A 17820-nucleotide genomic window follows, 5' to 3' on the forward strand; every position below is an offset into this window, starting at 1 on the left:
CGCGTGATCTAAGCCTTTTTCGAGAGCGCCTTGTAGTAGCGGAAGCCAGAGCTAGGCGGATCTTCAAACTGAAAGCAGCGGCAATAGTCCTCGATTGAGGACATGACGCCTGTCAGCGCTGCCGCTGTGAACGCATGAAGCTGTCCAGTCGACCAGTGGGCTAAGTAGTTGCCGACAATGGTCGCCAGCGCTGTATTGAGTCCCGTCTTCTGCACCGGCGTAAGGATCAACTTACCGGCGGCCTCGTGGAGTTCGACCTCGGCCTTGATAGCGCTGATGAGATTCCCTGCCATCCGTTTATCGTCGCTGAAGGCAATCTCTATCGGCACAGCGATGTTGAGCTTTGAGATGACCTCCATGAGCTTAAATTCGAGGTACTGCCGGATGCGCGGTGCGGCGTCATCGACGTTGCCAGCATCCAGGTGTGCGATCGTGGCATCTCGGACTTTGGTGACCGCGTTCGACTGCGGCAGGACCGCTGTGCGCGGCGTCCCCTGAATATTTTGGTGGTACCAGCCGCCACCATTGCTGTGGGTATTGAAAAGCTTTTCTAAGGCGGTGTCATGGCTAAGGATAATCACCTGCGGTCCCGCAGCATTGCCGGGACGAGCGAACTGGTCGCGCAGCACATTCATTAGTAGGAACTGGTGCCCTGAATCGAAGCTCGAGGTGATGTCGTCCAAGATCAGGAATCGTGCATCGCCGGCATACAGCGCTGCAGCCGCGAGATAAACGCTAATCGCGAAGGCATTACGAAAGCTCTCAGACAGCAGCGCAGGCGCGGACAGATCCTTCAATGTCCAGAACTCTGCGAGGGAAATGTGCAGTTCTTCCGATCCCGTTTTTTTTGAAATAGCAGGCACCACATCCGCGTGCATGATGGCGCGGAAGAATTCGCGGAACTTTGGCTCGATAGCCTTGAGGCGTCGAGCGGCTGCCCGAGAGTCCGCACCAGCGATCTGCCTCGATGCGGCATCCAGGAAGACCTTGACCCGATTGATGGCCGCGATTTGCTCGTTGAGCTTCTTAAGATCAGCATCGGACTTACGCAGCACTTGTAGATTCGTCTGCAAACGTCTGGCGGCTTCGATCTTCTCGACGACAATGGTCAGCTTTTCCGGCAACTTCTTTTCGAGCGCGGTCTTTTCCTTGGCAATTTCGTCGAGCTTCGCCTTGGTGCGCGCCCGGATCAATTCGACCCGGTCCTTGAGTTGCTTGGCCTGGGCTTCGGTCAGCTCACCCTGCGAGCCAGCTCTGCCAACCGCTTCAATCAGACGCATTTCTCCGGCCGCGAGGCAGTCACCCTCGAGCTTTGCCGAGGCAAGGACATTGGCGGCTGTCCATTCGCCCGCCAATTTCGTTGCCGCGTCCTTGACAGCCTCGAACACATCCAAGCGCTTGCGGACGTAGTCTAGGACTGAATCCTGGCCGGTGCGATCGCAGGTTGGACAGTGGGTCTTATCCGTCCATACCTCTGACGCCAGAATCTGTTCGCTCGTGGTATAGAGATCCCGGAAAACCTCCCCTTGGGTCTGCTGCAGGGCTTGGTCGCGTGCCTGCGAGCATAGAACCAACCGGTCCATGATCTCGGCCGTCGGTAGTTTTCCGATTGCTTCTAACCATTCGGTCTGAGCTTTGACTAAGACAGAAAGGCGATCGCGCTCGGGGCCGCCCTCGGCGTTCTTGGCCGCTTCGTTACAGGCATTGGCATCGATCTCCTCGAACTTTTTTCCGGAACACAACTGCTTGAGAAGCTCGATGCCGCAGAGCGCGGAATAGGCCTTTAAGAGTAGGTCGGGCTCCTTGGAGGCAGGATCCAAGTCTTCTCCCACGAGACTCTTATAAGCCGCCGCAATATTTTCGGCCGCAACCCTTCGGCTGGCGGTCGCCGTGGCCTTCGCCTGGTCTTTGGTGGCCACCCCACAGTAATTGTTAAATGCCCGTGTATTGGACAGGCTCTGCAAGGCGAGGTTGAGCGTCGAATAAGGCCGGAGCCCCAGCAAGCCCGCGAAGGAACGTCCGCGGTCGGTAGGCTTCAGCTCAATGAATTCGCGGAACGTTTTTCCGTCGAGCAGAATAAACTCCCGCCTAAGTTCCGAGAGGATTTTCTCACCGTCGACACCCGGCGATGCCTTGACGGTTCGCGCTCCGGCAGCATCACGGGTTACCGTGACCCTGACGGCCGCACCACCGGCTGCGGGAATCAGCGCCAACGAGATCTTCCCCATGGCGCCGGGGTGAAACCGGTTCAAGTAGTAGTCTTTGCCTTTCTCCGTCAGCGGCAGATCATCGAGTTTGGGAATTCTGCCGAAGACCGCGTAGTGCACCGCCTCGAAGATCGATGATTTACCGACTCCATTGGGCGCGAACACAGAGTTGACGTGATCCGTCTTGAACTTCAGTTCTAGGGGGGCGCCCTGGTTATTGATGCCGCGGAGCCCCTCGATTGCGACTTCCTGAATGTACCATCCGCTCATGAATTCTTCTCTGCGACGGTCAGCAACTCGCTCCAGATGTCGTCATTCTTTACGGGCGTCCCCTGGCTTAATTCAGCCAGCCTTGCGGACAGGACAGCCGCCAACGGTGCATCGAGCTTCTCAAGGCTCTTGGCGAACTCTATGAGGTTGTCATCTGCCAGCTTGGCGTCATCAATGTCGAACGGGTTTTGCGGCGCAGTCATGGCTTTCCCCTTCAGCCTTGCCTTCATGCAAGAGGAAGCTGCCATGTCTTTGCCTGTGGCGTCCAGCCGAAAATGGATGAGCGTTGCCGCCAACCCACCAAGCACTGTGACACGCCCCCAATCGGGCGCACTGTAACTGTCCGCTTCGGGCTGAAAACCGCCTCTCCAATCCCAGCCCCACTCTCACCGCACCCAATCCGTCTCCTGCACCTCCGTCGCCGTGCTCATCATCACCCGCGGTACGCCGTCGAACGTCAGCACGGCGAGATGGCCGCTCTGCGAGTAGAGCAGCGCATCGCCGGTCGGCGAGAAGCTGGGTCCGCTGTCGCGGGGGCCTTGGGTCAGCAGTTCGGTCTGCCCGGTCGAGATGCGGATGCGGGCGATGCGCAGCAGGCCTTCGCTGTTGCTGACGTAGGCGATCGATTTTCCGTCCGGCGACCAGCGCGGGCGCATGTTCTGGCCTTCGCGGGTCAGCATGCGTGGCTCGCTGCCGTCGGCGTTCATCAGCCAGATCTGCGGCGTGCCGCTGCGGTCGGAGGTGAAGGCGATGCTGCGGCCGTCCGGCGACCACGAGGCTTCGGTGTCGATGGCCGGCGAGTCGGTCAGCTTGCGGACGTCGGCGAAGGTTTTGGTTTCCTTGCGCGGGTCGATCAGGGCGATGTCGGTGTTGCCTTTGCCGTCGCTGATCGTCATCGCCAGCGTATTGCCGTCGGGCGACCACGCGGGCGAGCCGTTGATGCCGGGCAGGAACGTGATGCGCCGGAGGGCGCCGCTCGCCAGTTCGTAGAGGTAGAGGCCGGCCTGGCCGCGGTCGTAGGCGACGAGGGCGATGCGCTGCCGGTCCGGCGACCAGGCCGGCGACATCAGCAGGGCATCGGAGCGCATGACGGCGCGCGGTTCGCTGCCGTCGGCCTCGGCGATCACCAACTGCCAGTGCCGCGTCTGGCCGTGATCGACGGCGTCGATGTAGGCGATCTTGCTGCCGGGTGCGATGCCGGCGTCATCACCGGCCGCGGCCGGGAGCGCCGTGAGGCCCAGGGCCGCCAGCACGGCCGTCAGTGGAATCTTCAGCAGCGTCTTCAGCACGGCGTCACCGTCGGTCGATTGGGTGGTCGGCATTATGTGAGGCCGCACCGAGCCCGTCATTCCTCCAGCGGCATGATCCGCGCGGCGGCGTGTTGTCCTTGGCAAGCCGATGAGTCGATCACGTGGTGCGCCACCGGATTGCTTCGGCGCCTTCGGGATCTCGCAATGACGAATCGCCGGCGGTCGCGGATACCGGGTCGCCGCATCACGATCGACAACGCGCAAAAAAAAACCGCGCCCCGGAAGTCCGGGGCGCGGCGAATGCGCAGGGTGCGCAGGAGAGACTTACTTGGCGTTCGGATCTTTCTTGAGATCGGCCTGCAGGTCGTAGGCGCGCTTGATCAGGTACGCGTGCAGGTCGGCGATCTCGTCCATCGTCAGTACACCGGCGAAGGAGGGCATGCCCTTGTCGCTGTAGGCGCCCATGACGATGCCGGGGAAGATGTTGTGCTTCTCGGCGCTGAGGCGGCGCAGGTCGGGCACGACGCCGCCGGACACGGCGTTGATGCCGTGGCACTGCGAGCAGTGGCCGTTGAAGACGTCCTTGCCGTGTGCGATCTGCTCGGCGCTCGCGGTCTGCTTCGGCGGTTCCGGGGCCTTGAGTTCCGGATAGACGGCCGGCTTGAGCTTGGCGGTGCCGCCGAGCTTGTAGACCAGTACCTGCGCGTACGGCTTCACGCCGGCTTTCAGCGAGGCCTGCCCGGCGAAGGTCGAGAACGCGCCGCCCCAGCCGACCATGAAGGCGACGTACTGCTCGCCGTTGACGTCATACGTCACCGGCGCCGCCATCACGCCGGACTGCGCCGGCGATTCCCACAGCTTCTTGCCGTCGGTGGCGCGGTAGGCGACGACGCGGCCGTCGGCCGTGCCTTCGAAGACGAGGTTGCCGGCAGTGGACAGCGTGCCGCCGTTGAAGATGGTCACGTACGGCACTTCCCAGACCTTCTTCTGCTTCACCGGGTCCCAGGCCAGCAGCGCGCCGGTCCATTGATCGGACCACTTCTGCATGTCCTTGTCGGCATCGCCCATCGCCGCGGCGCCGACGCCGAGCTGGTAGAAGTGCTTCTTGTTCTTGAGGTACTTGTAGTCCGGGTTGTTCTCGTACTCGACGGCGAACACGTGCTTGGGGATGTAGACCAGGCCGGTGGTCGGGTTGTACGACATCGGCTGCCAGTCATGGCCGCCCCAGAAGCCGGGCTTCACCAGCACCGGGCCCTTCTTCTCCCAGTACTTGGCTTCGTCGTTGAACACCGGGCGGCCGGTCTTCAGGTCGATGCGATCGGCCCAGTTCACCGGCGCGTACTTCTCGGCCGAGATCAGCTTGCCGGTCTCGCGGTCGATCACGTAGAAGAAGCCGTTCTTCGGCGCCTGCATGATGATCTTGCGGTCCTTGCCGTCGATCTTCAGCGTGGCCAGGATCATGTGCTGCGTGGCGGTCATGTCCCAGGCGTCGCCCGGCGTGGTCTGGTAGTGCCAGACGTACTTGCCGGTATCCGGCTTGACCGCGACGATCGACGACAGGAACAGGTTGTCGCCCTTGGCTTCGGAACGCAGCGAGTAGTTCCACATCGAGGCGTTGCCGGTGCCGATGTAGAGCAGGTCCAGCTCCGGGTCGTAGGCCATCGAGTCCCAGGCGGTGCCGCCGCCGCCCTGCTCGAACCATTGGGTGCCGGTCCAGGTCTTGACCGCCATGTCGAGCTCGGGCGTTTCCTGCGGCTTGCTCGGATCACCGGGCACCGTATAGAAGCGCCACAGCTTCTTGCCGGTCTCGGCGTCGTAGGCGGTCACGTAACCGCGCACGCCGAACTCGGCGCCGCCGTTGCCGATGATGACCTTGCCCTTGACCACGCGCGGCGCGCCGGTGATGCCGTAGCTGCGCGAGTGATCTTCGACGGTGTCGACGTCCCAGGCCTTGCTGCCGTCCTTGGCGTTCCAGGCGACGAGGCGGCCGTCGTTGGTGCCGACGAAAACCTTGCCTTTCCAGACCGCCGGGCCGCGGTTGACGGCGTCGCAGCAGAACTCGCCGGCCTTGAAGCGGTCGACCTTCGGGTCGCCCTTCCACAGCAGCTTGCCGCTCGCCGCGTCGAAGGCGTAGAGCACCGAGAACGAGCCGGTGGTGTACATCACGCCGTCGACGACGATCGGCGTCGCCTCGACGCCGCGGTCGTAGTCGAGCTTGTACTGCCAGGCGAGGCCCAGCTTGTTCACGTTGGCGTCGGTGATCTGCTTGAGCGGGCTGTAGCGCTGCTCGTCGTAGGTGCGGCCGGTGCTCATCCAGTTGCCGGGTTCAGCATCGGCATTGACGATGCGCGCGCCGTCGACGTCGGCCGGCGGACGGGGCGCGGCCGGCGCGGCGGCGGCTAGCGCGAACGCGGCCGTGCCGAGCATCAGGCCCAGCGCGCGCAGCGGGCGCGCGGATCGCGCGCGCGCCGGCGCGGCCGGGTGGGGGTTCGTGTGCTGCATGGGCTTCTCCTCTGAGGACTTTGGGATACCGCTGTTGTGGTGCTGCATGCGCGTCAGCCGTGGTTGAGGTAGACGACGTGCGTCTCGGTGAACTCGTAGAGCCCGTGCTTGCCGTCGGCGCCGCCGATGCCGGATTTCTTGCGCCCGGCGTGGAAGCCCTGCATCGCCTCGAAGTTCTCGCGGTTGATGTAGGTCTCGCCGAACTTCAGCGCGTTGACGGCGCGGAACGCCGACGCGAGGTCGCGCGTGTAGATCGAAGAGGTCAGGCCGTAGTCGGTGGCGTTGGCGAGTTCGATGGCTTCGTCGAGACCGTCGACGGCCTGCACCGGCAGCACCGGACCGAAGGTTTCCTTCGTCATGATTTCCGAGCCGCTGCGGCAGCCGGCGAGCAGCGTCGGTTCGTAGTGCCAGCCCTGCTCGATGTCGGCGACCTTGCCGCCGGTGACGAGCTGCGCGCCGGCCGCGATCGCGCGTTCGACGACGCCGACCAGCTTGTCGCGCGCCGCGCGGTTGATCAGCGGGCCCATTTCCAGATCGGGCGTCTGGCCCGGATCGCCGTAGCGCGTGGCCTTCATCAGCTTGGCGAGCCGCTCGACCAGCGCGCCCTCGACTTTCTTGTCGACATAGACGCGCTCGGCGCAGTTGCAGACCTGGCCGGTGTTGATGACGCGCGAGTCGTAGATGGCTTTGGCCGCCAGATCGAGATCGGCGTCGGCGAGGACGATGGCCGGCGCCTTGCCGCCGAGTTCGAGATTGACGCGCGTCAGGTTCGCGGCCGCGCCCTGCATGATGCGCGTGCCGGTCGCGACGCTGCCGGTGAAGGTGACGAGGTCGATGTCGCGGTGCGTCGACAGCGCGCTGCCGGTCGTCGCGCCGCGGCCGCCGACGAGGTTGAACACGCCGGCCGGCAACTCCGTTTCGGCCACGAGCCTGGCGAACTCGTAGGCGTTGATCGGCGTTTCCTCGCTCGGCTTGATGACGATGGTGTTGCCGGTGATGAGCGCCGGCGCGAGCTTGCGCGCGATCAGGAAGAACGGGAAGTTCCACGGCAGGATGCCGGCGACCACGCCGAGCGGCTTGCGCAGCAGGAAGATGCTCTCGCCGGCGCGGTCGGAGCTCAGCACTTCGCCTTCGAGGCGCCGGGCCCACTCGGCCATGTAGTCGATGTAGTCGGCGGTGAAGTCGACCTCGACCTGCGCGAGGCCCTGCGTCTTGCCCTGCTCGGCGACGATGATCGCGGCCAGGCGCGTGCGCTGCTCGCGGACCTTGGCCGAGATCTGGCGCAGCAGGCCGGCGCGCTGGATCGCCGGCAGCTTCTCCCACGCGGGCTGCGCGCGGCGGGCGGCGGCGACGGCGGCGTCGACGCTTGCCGTGTCGCTGTCGGGAACGCGCGCGAGCACTTCATGCGTCGCGGGATTCTCGACCTCGATCCATTGCGCGTGGTCGGCGGCGACGAAGCGGCCGTCGATGTAGTTCTGATAGTCGGTCATGCGGACTCCGGACTCTGGGGGTTGAAGGGGAAGGCGACGCAGGCGCGGACGGCATCGGTCATCGCGAAGCCGCGCAGCGGCCGCGGCGATGCAGTCCTGCGTTCGGGGATGGCGGTGCGGGACGGCGTCGTCGCCTGCGCCGCCGCGCCATGACGGGCAACGTTGCGCTGCACCGTGCGCTCACCAGGCATATGCGTACTTCAGGTTGGCGCTGTTGTTGACGACATGGTTCCTGCCGCCGAGGCTGGTCGAGTAGCGCAGGCTGAGCGACTGGTTCTCGAAGGTGTGCAGCATCAGGCCGGGGCCGGCGTCGACGACCCAGCCGCTGGCCAGGCCGTCGCGGCCGTCGCTGTACTCGGCGTCGAGCGCGAGATAGGGCTCGAACAGCTCGGTCGCGCGCCAGGCGAAGCGCTGGTTGGTATGCCAGTTGAGGCCGGGGCGCACGCGGTCGTGCGTGCGGCGGCTCTGGTAGACGAAGCCGGCATCGGCGGTCCAGCCGAGCCTGGCCGGCAGACGCAGATCCCAGAACAGCGAGCTGAGGTTCTTCCAGTTGCTGTCGCTGACCTCGTCGCTGCCGACCGGCATCTGCAGGAAGGACTGGAAACCGAGCGTCGCGCCTTCGCCGGGCTTGAACCAGACCGCGAAGCCGGTCAGCGGATCGCCGAGGCCGCTGGCCTGGCGTTCGTCGGCGCTCGCCGCCGCGCGGTCGCGGATCGACACCTCCGGCACGATCACCTCCCAGGCCAGACCGATGCGGCGGTCGAAGCCGGGCGTCCAGAAGCGTACGTACTTGGACATGCCGACCAGCCGTTCGAGGCCGGAGCCGTCGACGCGGTCGCCGTCGGCGTCGAAGGCGCGGTCGTCGTTCTGGACCATCGCGTACTGCACGAAGACGTTGAACGGCTGGAAGTCGACCGGCAGCTCGTATTCGCGCGGGCCGATCACGTCGAAGGTCGTGTCGGCGGCGGCGTGGCCGGCGTACAGGCCGGCGAGCGCCGCGAGGCTGCGTCCGGCAAGGGTCAGGCCGCGGGCGGCCCGGGATGAAAACGGCATCGTTGCTCCTCCTGTTTGGCTTCTGATGCCGGAGCGCTGCGCGGGCGCTTCCGGCTTTGTGCCGGCAGGAGGGCAACGCCCGTGCCATGCCGCGGGCACGTTGCGCCCTCACGGCAAGCTCATGAATCCAGGAGGTTTGTCTGAAAGGCGAGGCGGCCGGCCTGGGCGGCCGTGCGCGCCAGATGTCGCAGCTCGGCGCGTGCGCCGCGGCAGCTGTCGCAGCGGCGGCGACAGCAATTCAGGGGGATGGAAGCGGCGGCGGGCCGCTCGCCTGCGGCGCGCGCCACGCAAGAAAAAGCCGGACGGCGCCGCTCGGCGTCCGCCCGGCTGGCGGGGAAAGCCTTACTTCAGGCTCAGGATCCAGTCGACCAGCTGTTTGACGTCCTCGTCCGAGAGCTTGACGCCGCGCACCGCCGGCGCTGGCATCTGGCCCGGCCAGGGGCCGCTCTTCCAGTGCATCTCGGTGCCGTGCGCGACCGCGTCGCGCAGGAAGATGTCGCCGTTCTTGCGCGAACGGTTGCGGCGCGCGATTTCGAGGAACGACGGACCGATCACTTCGTGGCGCACGCCGTGGCAGCGCAGGCAGTCCTTCTCGTTGGCCAGCGCCTCGCCCGGGCTCATCGGCTCGGACGGCTTTTCGGCCGACTTGTCGGCCGCGAACGCGGGGCCGGCGGCTGCCAGCATCAGCAGTGCAGATGAAACCAGAATCCGCATGGTCGCTCCTCCCAGAGTTATTTTGCCTTGTGGCCTTCCTATCATAGCTGCCGCCATCTGCGACGCCATGACGACGGTCAATCCCGGGCTGCGGCTTTCGCGATTGCTGCGCCTGCGGCCTTGCGGCGAGAATGCCGCGGCGCCCTTCCTGCGCATCACTTTTTCGCGACCGCATGCACCCTGGCTCCGCTGCTCCGGCCCGCCGGCCGCTACCCGAGGCCGGCCCTGAGGTGCCGCAGCGCCGTGCCTGGACGCCGGTCCGCGGCGGCTCCCGGCGATGAACGGCAACGGCGAACGCTTCGGCCGCGAGGCCTGGCTGCGCGTCGCGCGCTATCTGCGGCTGTTCGTGGCGACGCCGGAGGGCCTCAAGGCGCTGGCGATGCTGGGCCTGCTGGTCGCCTCGCTGATCTCGTTCAACGCGCTCAACGTGCTGAACAGCTATGTCGGCCGCGACTTCATGTCGGCGATCGAGCGTCGCGATTTCGCCGCTTTCATCCGCGAGGCCTGGCTGTACGTGGCGGTATTCGCCGCCTCGACGGTCGTGGCCGTGACCTGGCGCTATCTGGAGGAACGGCTGGCGCTGCTGTGGCGCACCTGGCAGACGCGGCAGCTGCTCGACCGCTACCTCGCGCAGCGGCGCTATTTCCGCATCGAGGAAAACGGCCAGCTGCCGAACCCGGACCAGCGCATCGCCGAGGACGTGCGCTCGTTCACGACCACCTCGCTGTCGTTCCTGCTGCTGGTGCTCAACGCCTCGTTCACGATCATCGCGTTTTCCGGCGTGCTGTGGTCGATCAGTCCGCAGCTGTTCATCGTCGCCGTCACCTACGCGCTGGTCGGCTCGCTGATCGCGGTGCTGCTCGGCCGGCGCCTGATCGGCCTCAACAGCGCGCAGCTCGACAAGGAAGCGAACTTCCGCACCGAGCTGATCCTGGTCCGCGACAACGCCGCGCCGCTGGCGCTGACGCACGGCGAGGAGCACGAGCACCGGCGGCTGCTGCAGCGGCTCGGCGCGATCGTCGACAACACGCGGCGGATGATCTCGATCAACCGCAACCTCAACGGCTTCACCAACGGCTACAACTACCTCGTGCAGATCATCCCGACGCTGATCGTCGCGCCGATGTTCATTCGCGGCGAGGTGCAGTTCGGCGTCGTCACGCAGGCGGCGATGGCGTTCTCGACGCTGATGGGCGCGTTCTCGATCGCCATCACGCAGTTCCAGTCGATCTCGACCTACGCGGCGGTGGTCGGCCGTCTCGGCAAGCTGGCGGAATCGCTGGAGCAGGCCGGTCCGCATCCGACCGCGCTTGAGATCCGCGAGGAGGACGGCCGGCTGGCTTACGAAGGCCTGAGCCTGCGTCGTCCCGACGGCCGCCTGCTGCTCGACCAGCTGACGCTGGCGATCGACGCCGGTGCGCGGGTGCTCGTCACCGGCACCTTTGGCCACGCCAAGGTCGCGCTGTTCAAGGCCACCGCCGGCTTGCTGGCCGAAGGCGAGGGCCAGGGCCGCATCATCCGTCCCGGCGCCGAGGGCCTGCTGTTCGTGCCCGACATGCCGTTTTTGCCGCGCGGCAGCGTGCGCGAGCTGCTGCGCCGCGACGACGGCCGCGACGCGGGCGTCGACAGCGAGATCTGGGCGGCGCTCGAACAGATGCATCTCGACGCCGCGGTCCGGCAGGCCGGCGGCCTCGACGCCGAGCACGACTGGAGCGGTCTGCTCGGTGCCGGCGAGCAGCTGTCGATGGCGGTCGTGCGCGTGCTGCTCGATCGCCCGCAGTTCGTGTTCTTCGACCGCATGAGCCTGGCGTTCCATCCCGACCAGGTCGCCCGCGTGCTGCAGGCGGTCGCCGCCTGCGGCATCGGCTACCTCGTGCTCGGCAAGCCCGAGGACGTGGCCGGCGGCCACTTCAACGCGCTGCTCGACATCGACGGCGAAGGCCGCTGGAGCTGGCGGCCGCTGAGCGCCGTCAGGTAGGCGGCGCGCGTCCCTCGGCGGCGCCGAGTTCGAGCGTGACGCGGTGCGTGCCGCCGTCGTCGCGCAGCGGCACGCGGGCGACGCCGTTCTCGATCGCCAGCGCGGCGCCGTCGAGCGTCGCCGCGATCACCGTTGCGGCGCAGCGTCGCGGGTTGCGGACCTCGATCGCGTAGCGCGTCGCACGGCCGGGAACACGGTAGTCGATGCGATAGCCGGGCCAGTCGTCCGGCACGCAGGGCTGCAGGCGCAGCGTGCGGCCGTCTTCGAGCGACAGGCCGAGCACCGATTCGATCGCGACGCGGTAGGCCCAGCCGGCCGAGCCGGTGTACCAGGTCCAGCCGCCGCGGCCGGCATGCGGGGCGACGCTGTAGATGTCGGCGGCGATCACGTAGGGCTCGACCTGATAGCGGGCGATCGCCTCGGCGTCGCGCGTGTGCCACAGCGGTCCGAGCCGCGCGAGCAGCGCGGCGGCGCGATCGCGGCGGCCGAGCGCGGCCAAGGCGGCGACCATCCAGCAGGCCGCGTGCGTGTACTGGCCGCCGTTCTCGCGCACGCCGGCGACGTAGCCCTTGATGTAGCCGGGGTCTTCGGCGGCGTCGACGAAGGCCGGCGTCAGCAGGCGGATCAGGCCGTGCTCGTCGTCGACGAGCTGCGCCTCGACGGCGTCCATCGCCTGCGCGGCGCGGGCCGGCGGCGCGATGCCGGACAGCACTGCCCAGGCCTGCGCGAGGCCGTCGATGCGGCATTCGGATGCGCTGTGCGTGCCGAGCGGCGTGCCGTCGTCGTAGTAGGCGCGGCGATACCAAGCGCCGTCCCAGCCGCTGTCGTTGAGCGCCAGCGCGAGCCGTTCGCGGTAGGCGGCGCAGCGCTGCGCGCGGGCGACGTCGCCGCGCGCGCGGGCGAGCGGGATGAAGCCGGCCAGGATTTCGCAAAGGAAGAAGCCCAGCCACACGCTCTCGCCGCGACCCTCGCGGCCGACGCGGTTCATGCCGTCGTTCCAGTCGCCGGTGCCCATCAGCGGCAGGCCGTGCGCGCCGGCGCTCAGCGAGCGCTCGATGGCGCGCGCGCAATGTTCGTAGACGCTCGCGCTTTCGGTGCCGCTGGCGAACGCCGCGTAGCGCTCGTCCTCGCCGGTGGCGAGCGGGGCGCCGCTGAGAAACGGCACCAGCTCATCGAGCACGGTGGCGTCGCCGGTTTCGCGCACGTAGCGCAGCGCCACGAACGGCAGCCACAGCAGATCGTCGGAGAAGCGCGTGCGCACGCCGCGCGGCGGCGTTTCTTCGTGCCACCAGTGCAGCACGTCGCCCTCGGCGAACTGGCGGCTGGCGTGCAGCAGGATCTGCGCGCGCGTCAGCTGCGGCCACAGCAGGCTCAGGTTGCCGGCATCCTGCAACTGGTCGCGGAAGCCGTAGGCGCCGCTCGACTGATACAGCGCGCTGCGGCCGTGGATGCGGCAGGACAGCGTCTGATACGGCAGCCAGCCGTTGAGCATCGCGTCGATCTCCGGCGCCGGCGTCTGCACACGCAGGCCGTCGAGCCCGTCGCGCCACGCGGCGCTGACGGCGGCCCAGGCGGCATCGACCGCACCGGGTCGCCGGTACGCGACCAGCAGGCGTTCGAGTTCATCGGCGTCGGCGGCGGCGCCGAGCGCGATGCAGCAATCGATGCTGCCGCCGGGCGGCAGATGCAGTCCGATCTGCTGCGCGAAACAGGGATCGAGCCCGGCGCCGAACGGGCCGTCGAGGCGTGCGTCGCCGAGCGCGCGCGGTGCGCGCGGGCTGCCGCCAATGCCGAGGAAGTGCGCGCGGTCGGCGGCAGCGCCGAGCGTTTCGCCGCCGCCGAGCGCCAGCGCGAACGCGATCGGGCCGCCGTCGCGCTGCGCGCAGAGCACGCCGTCGGCGTGCCAGCTGTGCACGCCGGCGGCGTCCGGCAGCGTGCCGAGGACGAGGCGCTGGTAGGCGAACAGCGACAGGCGACGCGGCCGCGCGCCGTCGTTGCGCAGGCGCAAGCGCACCAGCTTGAGCGGGTCCTGCGCGGCGACGAAGACCGTGGTCTCGTGGTGCAGGTCGTCGGCCCGCAGTTCGTAGCGCGAGTAGCCGAAGCCGTGATGGACCTCGTAGGACTGCGCGGCCGGCAGCGGTCCCGGCAGCGGCGACCAGCGGCGGCCGTCGTCCTCGTCGCGCAGGTAGAGGGCTTCGTCATGCGGATCGCCGATCGGGTCGTTGGCCCAGGGCGTCAGGCGCCCGGCCTGGCTGTTGCCGGCCCAGGTGCAGGCCGCACCGGTTTCGCTGAGCAGCGTGCCGAAGCGCGGATTGGCGATGACGTTGATCCACGGCATCGGCGGCAGGCGCAGGCCGTCGTCGCCGGCTTCGAGCGTGATGCGGTATTCGCGACCGTCGGCGCTGAAGCCGGAGCGGATCGCGCAGGTCGCAAGGCCGGTGTCCGTGGCCGGCGCGGCGGCGCTGGCATCGGCGGCGTGACGTTGCAGCAGCATGCGTGCGCCGTCGGGATCGGCGGCGGCGCCGAGCAGGAAGTCCAGCGTGCGCGTCTCGCCGGGCGCGAGCTCGATCTGCGTGCGCAGGCAGAACGCGGCGTCGAGTACGTTGCCGACGCTGCCGTGCAGGTCGAGCGCCGGCTGCGCGACGCTGCGGCCGCGGCCGATGCAGCGCGCGCGGTCGGTCTCCCACTGCAGGATCGGCGCGCCGCGCAGCGTGTGGAACAAGGTCGGCCAGTGCTCGCCGGCGGCGCGCGGCCGGCGCTGCGCGAACAGGGCGGCGGGCGCGGCCTGCCACGCGGTCTGCACGAACAGCTTGAGGAACGCGGGATGGCCGAGATCGGCCTGCGGCGGCGCCAGCGCGACTTCGAGCAGGCTGGTCAGCTCGAGGCGGCGGCGGCGTGGTGAGTCGTTGCGCAGCTGCAGGCGGCGGCGTTCGACGCTGTCGTCGATCAGCTCGACGTCGAGCGTCGTCGCGATGCCGGCGTCGCGACGCGCGATGCGCAGGCGCTGCGGCTGGGCGTCGAAGGCGTAGTGCTCGGGCACGGTCGCCGTCGGTCGCTGCGCCGCCGACCAGAGGCGGCCGTCGTCGAGATCGCGCAGATAGATGAAGAAGCCGTGCGCATCCTCGACGGGGTCCGCGGCCCAGCGGTTCAGCGCCAGGCCGTTCCACAGCGAGCCGCCGCCGCCGGCCTCGCCGAGGTGGACGCGGTACTCGCCGCGCGCGAGTTCGTGCAGCGGGATCGCCGATGGAGCGTTCATGTCAGTCGGTCTTCGTGAGATGGAGGCGCAGGCGCGCCGGCGCCGAGGCCAGCGTCACGGACTGCGCGTCGAAGTGGAATTCGCCGCCGTCTTCGGCGTCGACGGCGACGATCGCGGCGCCGCCGAGCGGCGGCCGCAGGACCAGCGCGCCGTGCACGCCGCCGCCGATCTCGCAGTGCAGGCTGCCGTCGCCGAGGCGGCGCAGGACGTAGCGCAGCGCGCCGGCGCCGGTCGGCACGTCGCGGACCTGCACGCCGTCGCCGTCGAGCCATTCGGGCGCGAGGCCGGCGCCGAGCACCAGCGCCTGTTCGAGATCGCTTTCGTAGACGAACAGCGCGCGTAGCGCGAGCACGTACTCGGCGGCGATCCAGGTATGCGGCAGGTCGCCGAGGTGCGCCGGTGCGCCGCGCTCGCGCCAGACGATTTCGGGCCACTGGTTCCAGGCCGGCGGATCGCGCTCGTCGAGAAAGTAGCGCAGCAGATCGAGCGCGTCGTCGCGACGGCCGAGGCGCACGAGCGCGCCGATGATGCGGATCTCGTACGGCGTGTAGTTGGACCAGGCCAGCGTGCCGTCGCGCCGTGCGCGCCAGTTGTCGAGGTAGCGGTCGAAGGTGCGGTTGATGGCGGTGCGGTCGAGGCCCGGCGGCACTTCGAGCCGCGAGATGCCGTCGGCGGTGGCGGTCGGGTCGAGGTCGTGGTTCTCGACGCTGCCGGGCACGTAGTCGATGCCATGGTCGGCGCGGGTCTTGCGGATCGACGCCAGCGTCGCGGTGGCCAGCCGCTCGTAGAGCGCCTGCCAGTGGCGGGCGAGGTCGGCGCGGCCGCGCAGCGCGGCGAGATGGCCGCCGTCGCGCAGTGCGCGCAGCGCCCAGAAGTCGTCCCAGTACGAGTGCGAGGGATTGCCGAGATAGCCTTCGTGGCTCGCCGAGCGCGGCAGCAGGCCGCTGTCGTCGAGCAGGTTTTCGATGCAGGCGAGCGCGCGTTCCAGATGCGGCCAGTGGCGGTCGAGCGCGGCGCGGTCGCCGCCGAAGCGGTAGAGATCGGCGATCAGGGCGACGAGCTGGCCGTGGCTGTCATGCTCGACCAGCCAGTCCGGGCCGTTGCGGTCGATGCAGCAGGGCACGAAGCCGTCGGCGCGCTGGTAGGGCGCATACCAGTCGACGAACTCGCGCACCGGCGCGTCGATGCCCATGCGCAGCAGCGCGCCGCCCATCGTCGCGCCGTCGCGGATCCACGCGCGCGTGTAGCGGCGCGGCCCCGGCTGCAGCGCCGCGCCGCTGCGCGTGACGAGGATGTGCGCGGCGGCCGTGTGCATGCAGCGCAGCGCGTCGCCGCCCCAGCCGGGCGCCGACCAGCGCGAGGTGTCGAACAGCGTGTTCCAGTCGTAGGCCGGGCGCGTGGCGGCGTCGCCGTCGCTCCATTCGGCGGTCTCGGCGGGGCAGTACAGCGTCACTTCGGCGGTCTCGCCGGCGGCCGGCGCGAGGTCGAAGCGCAGCGCGCCGCTGGCGAAGCTGAACGCGTCCTCCGTTTGCGCGGCGGCCGGCACGTCGCCGCCGGCGAGGCTCGCGGCGATCGGGCCCTGCGCGAAGTTTTGCGCGCCGAAGCGTGTCGGGGCCTGTCGGGGCCGCACGCGCGCCCGGCCGTCGATCTCGACGGCGCCGTCGCGCCAGGCCAGCGTGCGGATCGGCCGCACGCCGCCGATCTCGTCGAAGTGCTGCCACGGCGGCGTGACCTGGAACGGCCGCAGCACGACGAACAGCCGCGCCGCGAGCGGGCTGGCGCCGTCATGCGCGAAACGATAGTGCACGCGCGGCGTGCCCTGCGTGTCGACGTCGAGCTCGATCTGCAGATGCCAGCGCTCGTGCTCCCAGTTCACGCTCGGCTGCGGCATCCAGCCGGCTTTCAGCGCCGGACGGGTCTGCACGTCGGCCCAGGTGTACAGGTGGCCGCCGATCCACAGCATCGGCTCCAGCGTGTAGGCGCCGCGTTGCGGTTCGACGCTGCCGTCGGCCGACAGCAGTGCGCAGTCGTGGCCGTGCGCGCTGCCGGTCGGCGTCCACGGCCGCTGCTCGCGATGCAGCCAGCGCGGATGCCAGCCGCGCGGCTCGTGCTGCGCGATGTGCTGCCAGAACGATTCGAGCGAGCGCGAGAACTCGAAATCCTGCAGCTGCAGGTGAGCGCCGGGTGACGATTCGTGCACTTCGATGCGCAGATGCCGCGTGCGCAGCCCCGGCAGGAACACGTAACTGCGCTCGCCGCCGGCGCGATCGGTGGCGTAGACGGTCTGCCAGCGCCGGCCGCTGGCCGAGATGCGCACCCGAAAGCCGCGCGCCGGCGCGCCGCCGTGCCAGTCGAGCTGCAGGCCACCGAGCTCACGCGGCGTGTGCAGGTCGAGCGCGAGCCAGGGCGCGGTATCGGCGCGGTCCGGCTGCCAGTCGAGCGTCAGCGGCGTGGCGCCGTCGAGCGGCGTGTGTCCGCTCGACGTGACGGCTTTCGGCGCGGTGCGCACCGTTTCGTCGATCAGTTCGACGTCGGCGATGCTGAGCGTGCCGCGTCCGCCTTCGCCGGCGACCACGGCGAACTCGATCGAGCCGAGTTCTTCGAGCCGTCCGCCGCTGGCCGGGCCCCAGGCGAACGGGATCGCGCTGCTCGGAATGCGGATGCGATGCCAGCGCGCCGGCAGCTGCAGATCGTGCAGGACGTGGCGCCAGACATTGAGGCCGCTCGGGTCGGCGAACTTGATTTCGAGATGGTTCAGCGGACCCTGTCCGCGCAGGCGCAGCACCAGGGTGTAGGTCTCCGGCATGCGCCGGTGCCAGTCGCGATGGGCAATGACATAGCCGCTGCCGTCGAGGAAGTCGAAGGCCAGGCGCAGGGCGGGGCGTTCGGCGACACGGGCCTGCGTCAGTGCGAGCTGGGCGGTGCCCGGCGTGATGCGGCGCCAGCTGGCGACGTCGAGCAGATCGGCGGGGGCGATGTTGTGGGACATGACGCAGCAGATTAATGGCCGGCCGCGGGTCGCGCATGGATCGCCGTCAAGCCGGAACGACGGGCGGCGCGTGCGCCGAAAAACATTCTTGAAGCGAAGATGAAAAATGGG

At 68.4% G+C, this 17820-nt stretch carries 11 protein-coding genes; 1 reads left to right on the top strand and 10 read right to left on the bottom strand.

All coding sequences use genetic code 11. The annotated features are described in order from the left end of the window. Positions 1-8: 8 nt before the first annotated feature. The 8 genes from K343_RS0100895 to K343_RS23780 form a co-directional block, all read right to left on the bottom strand. Positions 9-2477: an AAA family ATPase gene (locus tag K343_RS0100895; RefSeq protein WP_028006473.1), complete on the bottom strand. Its 2469-nt coding sequence runs from the start codon at positions 2475-2477 to the stop codon at positions 9-11. Further along, positions 2474-2680: a hypothetical protein gene (locus K343_RS0100900; RefSeq protein ID WP_154662408.1), complete on the bottom strand. Its 207-nt coding sequence runs from the start codon at positions 2678-2680 to the stop codon at positions 2474-2476. The genes K343_RS0100895 and K343_RS0100900 overlap by 4 nt, the downstream gene beginning before the upstream one ends. Before the next feature lie 183 nt (positions 2681-2863). Beyond that, entirely contained in the window at positions 2864-3799 is a 936-nt protein-coding gene (locus K343_RS20300) for a PD40 domain-containing protein (RefSeq protein ID WP_051277803.1), read from the bottom strand. A 252-nt stretch (positions 3800-4051) separates the two neighbouring features. After that, complete coding sequence (locus K343_RS0100910) at positions 4052-6229, bottom strand: PQQ-dependent dehydrogenase, methanol/ethanol family (protein WP_043111807.1); 2178 nt, start codon at positions 6227-6229, stop codon at positions 4052-4054. Between the two features lie 53 nt (positions 6230-6282). Further along, a complete protein-coding gene (aldA, locus tag K343_RS0100915) occupies positions 6283-7719 on the bottom strand; it encodes an aldehyde dehydrogenase (RefSeq protein WP_028006476.1) in 1437 nt (478 codons plus the stop codon). Continuing rightward, positions 7716-7892, bottom strand: coding sequence for a hypothetical protein (locus tag K343_RS24295; RefSeq protein ID WP_154662410.1), 177 nt, complete (start codon positions 7890-7892; stop codon positions 7716-7718). Before K343_RS24295 ends, aldA begins: the two co-directional genes overlap by 4 nt. A 7-nt stretch (positions 7893-7899) precedes the next feature. Then, entirely contained in the window at positions 7900-8772 is an 873-nt protein-coding gene (locus K343_RS0100920; protein WP_051277804.1) for a transporter, read from the bottom strand. A 342-nt stretch (positions 8773-9114) separates the two neighbouring features. Beyond that, the gene (locus K343_RS23780; protein ID WP_161628842.1) at positions 9115-9486 is read right to left on the bottom strand and encodes a c-type cytochrome; all 372 of its coding nucleotides are present in this window, start codon (positions 9484-9486) and stop codon (positions 9115-9117) included. A gap of 277 nt (positions 9487-9763) precedes the next feature. On the opposite strand from K343_RS23780, the gene K343_RS0100930 reads away from it, so the two are divergent. Further along, complete coding sequence (locus tag K343_RS0100930) at positions 9764-11464, top strand: ABC transporter ATP-binding protein/permease (RefSeq protein ID WP_028006479.1); 1701 nt, start codon at positions 9764-9766, stop codon at positions 11462-11464. On the opposite strand, the gene K343_RS0100935 is transcribed toward K343_RS0100930, so the two are convergent. Next, positions 11457-14720, bottom strand: a complete 3264-nt coding sequence (locus K343_RS0100935; RefSeq protein WP_028006480.1) for a GH36-type glycosyl hydrolase domain-containing protein — start codon at positions 14718-14720, stop codon at positions 11457-11459. The genes K343_RS0100930 and K343_RS0100935 overlap by 8 nt on opposite strands. Position 14721: 1 nt before the next feature. After that, entirely contained in the window at positions 14722-17709 is a 2988-nt protein-coding gene (locus K343_RS0100940) for a discoidin domain-containing protein (protein ID WP_028006481.1), read from the bottom strand. Positions 17710-17820 lie beyond the last annotated feature (111 nt).

The organism is Solimonas flava DSM 18980, from assembly GCF_000426685.1.
Taxonomy (GTDB): Bacteria; Pseudomonadota; Gammaproteobacteria; order Nevskiales; family Nevskiaceae; genus Solimonas; species Solimonas flava.

What these genes read in the sequence shown, in the direction of transcription:
- K343_RS0100895 (WP_028006473.1), bottom strand. Translation starts at nt 2,477, where the DNA reads ATGAGCGGATGGTACATTCAGGAAGTCGCAATCGAGGGGCTCCGCGGC.
- K343_RS0100900 (WP_154662408.1), bottom strand. Translation starts at nt 2,680, where the DNA reads ATGACTGCGCCGCAAAACCCGTTCGACATTGATGACGCCAAGCTGGCA.
- K343_RS20300 (WP_051277803.1), bottom strand. Translation starts at nt 3,799, where the DNA reads ATGCCGACCACCCAATCGACCGACGGTGACGCCGTGCTGAAGACGCTG.
- K343_RS0100910 (WP_043111807.1), bottom strand. Translation starts at nt 6,229, where the DNA reads ATGCAGCACACGAACCCCCACCCGGCCGCGCCGGCGCGCGCGCGATCC.
- aldA (WP_028006476.1), bottom strand. Translation starts at nt 7,719, where the DNA reads ATGACCGACTATCAGAACTACATCGACGGCCGCTTCGTCGCCGCCGAC.
- K343_RS0100920 (WP_051277804.1), bottom strand. Translation starts at nt 8,772, where the DNA reads ATGCCGTTTTCATCCCGGGCCGCCCGCGGCCTGACCCTTGCCGGACGC.
- K343_RS23780 (WP_161628842.1), bottom strand. Translation starts at nt 9,486, where the DNA reads ATGCGGATTCTGGTTTCATCTGCACTGCTGATGCTGGCAGCCGCCGGC.
- K343_RS0100930 (WP_028006479.1), top strand. Translation starts at nt 9,764, where the DNA reads ATGAACGGCAACGGCGAACGCTTCGGCCGCGAGGCCTGGCTGCGCGTC.
- K343_RS0100935 (WP_028006480.1), bottom strand. Translation starts at nt 14,720, where the DNA reads ATGAACGCTCCATCGGCGATCCCGCTGCACGAACTCGCGCGCGGCGAG.
- K343_RS0100940 (WP_028006481.1), bottom strand. Translation starts at nt 17,709, where the DNA reads ATGTCCCACAACATCGCCCCCGCCGATCTGCTCGACGTCGCCAGCTGG.